Raw genomic sequence first — 3810 nt, 5'->3', positions numbered from 1 at the left:
CCCCCGCTTCGACCGACCGCGCCCGCGCCGGAGCCGGCCTCGTCGGGCGATGTGCTGGCCACGATCGAGCGGCTGGCGGAGCTGCACGCCCGGGGCGTGCTCAGCGAGCGGGAGTTTTTGGACAAGAAGGCGGAACTGCTGGCGCGGCTGTAGGCGCGCGGTTGATCAAAGGTCGGTCAAGGTCCGCCGCAGGAACGCGATCAACCGGCGGTGGTGCTCGTTCTCGTCCTCGCCGTCGGGCATGTGATCCTGATCCGCGAGCAGATGGACCTCGGGGTCCAGACCGTGGCGGTGCAGCCGGTCCCGAAGACGCTCCGTCATCGCGGCCGCCCACGTCGCGTCCCGCAGGCCGTGACTCAAGTACAGGGGACCGCGATACCGCTCGATCTCGATCGGGGTAGTCGGAAGCAGGTCGTCCGACGTGCCGCGCCATGTCCAGGCCCGCTGGGCGGGATCCCAAGGCTGAAATCCCGGATCACCGGAATCACGCCACGCGGCGCCCACGAAAGCACCGCAGACGACGTCCGGCGCGGCATGGGCCGCGACGGCATCGGGCAAGCCGGCGACATCATCCCGTGCCATCAACGACGCCACCAGCAGGGCGTGTTCCGCCCCCCGGGAGACACCGTAGAGGCCGACCCGCCCGGCCATCGGCAGGGCGCGCAGGACGCCAAGGGCCTCGACCGTCCGGTCGAGCGGAACATCGACGATGTCGCCGGCATTCCAGACGTTGCCGCCACGCGAGTAGCCGAACGGGAAGGCCAGGAAGCCGTGGGCGGCGAGCATGGCCGCCGTGAGGTAGCTGTAGCCCGACCAGGCCCCTTCGGAGCCGTGCAGGACCATCACGGCTGGAAATGGACCGTCGCCGGACGGCCCATAGGTCATGCCCCAGCCGGGCAGAGGACGGTTGATGATTTGGAGCGCCATGCCCGGATCATGGCACGCGGCGATGCGTCCGGCCTATCGGGTCCGGATGAGCTCCGGGCCTCGCCCGGCGGGACGACGAAAAACTCAGGCGATGCCGGCGCGCAGCAGGTCGTGGACGTGCACGATGCCGACGGGCCGGCCGTCGGTGACCGCGAAGACGGCGGTGATCAGCCGGCGGTTCATCAGTTCGAGGGCGGCCTGGGCGAGCTTGTGCGGCTCCACGGTGATCGGCTCGCGGGTCATGATCGCCGAGACCGGGGTGTCGAGGATCTCGGGGCCCATGTGGCGGCGTAGGTCGCCGTCCGTGATGATGCCGACGAGGCGCCCGGCGCCGTCCGTGACGCCGACGCAGCCGTAGCGGCGCGCCGCGATCTCGATCAGCACCTCGGACATCAGCGCGGTCTCGTGGACCAGCGGCATGTCCTGCGGGCCGTGCATCACCTGCTGCACGGTCTTGAGCCGGGCCGCGAGCGTCCCGCCGGGATGGAGGGTGTGGAAGCGGGCCGAGGTGAAGCCGCGCCGCTCCAGCAGCGCCACCGCCAGGGCGTCGCCGAGCGCCAGCTGGATCAGGCTAGAGGAGGTCGGGGCGAGGTCGTGCGGGCAGGCCTCGCGCACCCGCGGCAACTCCAGCAGCACGTCGGCGGCCTTGCCCAGCGTGCTGGCGCCGTTGCGGGTGATGGCCACCAGCGGGATCGAGAAACGGCGGCTGAAGCCGACGAGGTCGGAGAGTTCCGCGGTCTCCCCGGACCAGGACAGGGCGACGATCACGTCGTCGCGGGCGATCATGCCGAGGTCGCCGTGGCTCGCCTCGGTGGGGTGGACGAAGAACGCGTGGGTGCCCGTGGAGGCCAGCGTCGCGGCGATCTTGCGGCCGATATGCCCGCTCTTGCCGATGCCGCTGACGATGACCCGGCCCTTGCTCTGCAGGATGGTCTGCACCGCCTCCTCGAACGCGACGCCGAGGCTGCCCTGGAACGCCGCGCTGGTCTCCTGCAGGGCGGCGATGCCCAGTTGCAGGCTGCGGATCCCGATATCGCGGGTGCCCGCGAGATGCGGCGAGGGCGCGTCGTAGGGGTCGTCGCGCAGGGCGCTGGAAGCGGGAGCGGTCATCGGTTCCGTTCTGGACCCGTCGAGCAGGGTCCGGCGCCGCGAAGGCGAAGCGAAGCGAGGTTTTCGACGCTAGGGAGCCGTCATGGTTGAAATGTGACGCCGGGACGACATGCCGCCCCTCTCCGTCCGCCCGGCGGTTGAAGGCCCGCTCCGGCGGGTCCATGCTCCGCATACGCCAGCCAAAAGGGCCCAAGCCCCATGACCATCCGCTTCCCCGATCCCGACCCGAACATCCTCGCCCGGCGGGGGGAGATCCTGGCGGGCCTCGCGCCCCTGGTCGCCCCGGAGGCGCTGGTGGTGAGCGAGGACGAGCGCCGGGCCTTCGAGACCGACGGGCTCACCGCCTACCGGCAGATGCCGCTGGCCGTGGTCCTGCCCTCGACCACCCGGGAGGTGGCGGCCGTGATGGCCTATTGCCACGCCGAGGGCGTGCGGGTGGTGCCGCGGGGCGCCGGCACCTCGCTCGCCGGCGGGGCGATCGCGCAAGGCGACGCGATCATCCTGGGCGTCGGCAAGATGACCCAGGTGCTCGACCTCGATTTCGAGAACCGCACCGCCCGGGTGCAGAGCGGGCTGACCAACCTGGCGATCTCGGGCGCGGTCGCCCACGAGGGTTTCTTCTACGCCCCCGACCCGTCGAGCCAGCTCGCCTGCACGATCGCGGGCAACATCGCGATGAATTCCGGGGGGGCGCACTGCCTGAAATACGGGGTGACCACCAACAACCTGCTGGGCGTCACCCTGGTGCTCAACGACGGCACCGTGGTGGAGGTCGGCGGCCAGCACCTCGACAGCCCGGGCTACGATCTCCTGGGCCTCGTCTGCGGGTCGGAGGGGCAGCTCGGCATCGTCACCGAGGCGACCGTGCGGATCCTGCGCGCCGCCGAGGGCGCGCGGCCGGTGCTGGTCGGCTTCTCGAAGGTCGAGGATGCGGGCGATTGCGTCGCCGCGATCATCGCGGCCGGCATCATCCCGGTGGCGATCGAGTACATGGACCGCGAGGCGATCCTGATCACCGAGGACTTCGCCCAGGCCGGCTACCCGCGCGATGCCGAGGCGATGCTGATCATCGAGGTCGAGGGATCGGATGCCGAGTGCGACGCGATGCTCGGACGCATCGAGGCGATCGCCAAGGACTTCAGGCCGACCAGCGTGCGGGTGTCCCGCTCGGAGGCCGAATCCGCCGCGATCTGGAAGGGCCGCAAGTCGGCCTTCGGGGCGACGGGGCGCATCTCCGACTACATCTGCATGGACGGCACCATCCCGACCGGGCAGCTCGGCCCGGTGCTGGAGCGGATCGGGGCGATCTGCGCCGGCCACGGCCTGCGGGTGGCCAACGTGTTCCACGCGGGCGACGGCAACCTGCACCCGCTGATCCTGTTCGACATCAACACGCCAGGCGAATTGCAGAAGGCCGAGGCCGCGGGCGACGCGATCCTAAAGCTCTGCGTCGAGGTCGGCGGCTGCCTCACCGGGGAGCACGGCGTCGGGATCGAGAAGCGCGACCTGATGCGGTTCCAGTACGCGCAGGTCGATCTGGAGCAGCAGATGCGGGTGAAGGCGGTGTTCGACCCCGACTGGATGCTCAACCCCGCCAAGGTGTTCCCCCTGGACGGACGGCTGGAGGCGACCAAGGCGGCCTGAAGTCCCGGGTTCCCAAAGGGCTCAGCCCTTTGGTGGGGTTCGGGGGCGGAGCCCCTGATTCGTCGCGCCGCGTCGTCCTCAGGCCGCCACGCCGCCGCGGTTCGGCCCGGCCTCGGGCCGGCGCAGGCT

4 protein-coding genes are annotated in these 3810 nt (G+C 70.8%); 2 read left to right on the top strand and 2 right to left on the bottom strand.

Translation table 11 applies throughout. The annotated features are described in order from the left end of the window. On the top strand, positions 1-153 hold a 153-nt coding region (locus tag FV228_RS22900), incomplete at its 5' end, for an SHOCT domain-containing protein (protein WP_147856701.1). A gap of 12 nt (positions 154-165) precedes the next feature. On the opposite strand, the gene FV228_RS22895 is transcribed toward FV228_RS22900, so the two are convergent. Both FV228_RS22895 and FV228_RS22890 read right to left on the bottom strand, forming a co-directional pair. After that, positions 166-927: an acyl-CoA thioester hydrolase/BAAT C-terminal domain-containing protein gene (locus FV228_RS22895; RefSeq protein ID WP_147856700.1), complete on the bottom strand. Its 762-nt coding sequence runs from the start codon at positions 925-927 to the stop codon at positions 166-168. A gap of 84 nt (positions 928-1011) precedes the next feature. Further along, positions 1012-2037: a KpsF/GutQ family sugar-phosphate isomerase gene (locus FV228_RS22890; RefSeq protein WP_147856699.1), complete on the bottom strand. Its 1026-nt coding sequence runs from the start codon at positions 2035-2037 to the stop codon at positions 1012-1014. A gap of 198 nt (positions 2038-2235) precedes the next feature. Between FV228_RS22890 and FV228_RS22885 the strand changes: the two genes are divergently transcribed. Further along, entirely contained in the window at positions 2236-3681 is a 1446-nt protein-coding gene (locus tag FV228_RS22885; protein ID WP_147856698.1) for an FAD-linked oxidase C-terminal domain-containing protein, read from the top strand. Positions 3682-3810 lie beyond the last annotated feature (129 nt).

It is taken from the genome of Methylobacterium sp. WL18, from assembly GCF_008040015.1.
Lineage (GTDB): Bacteria > Pseudomonadota > Alphaproteobacteria > Rhizobiales > Beijerinckiaceae > Methylobacterium > Methylobacterium mesophilicum.
Note: the sequence above shows the minus strand (reverse complement) of the source record. Positions and strands in the feature narration are given on the sequence as shown.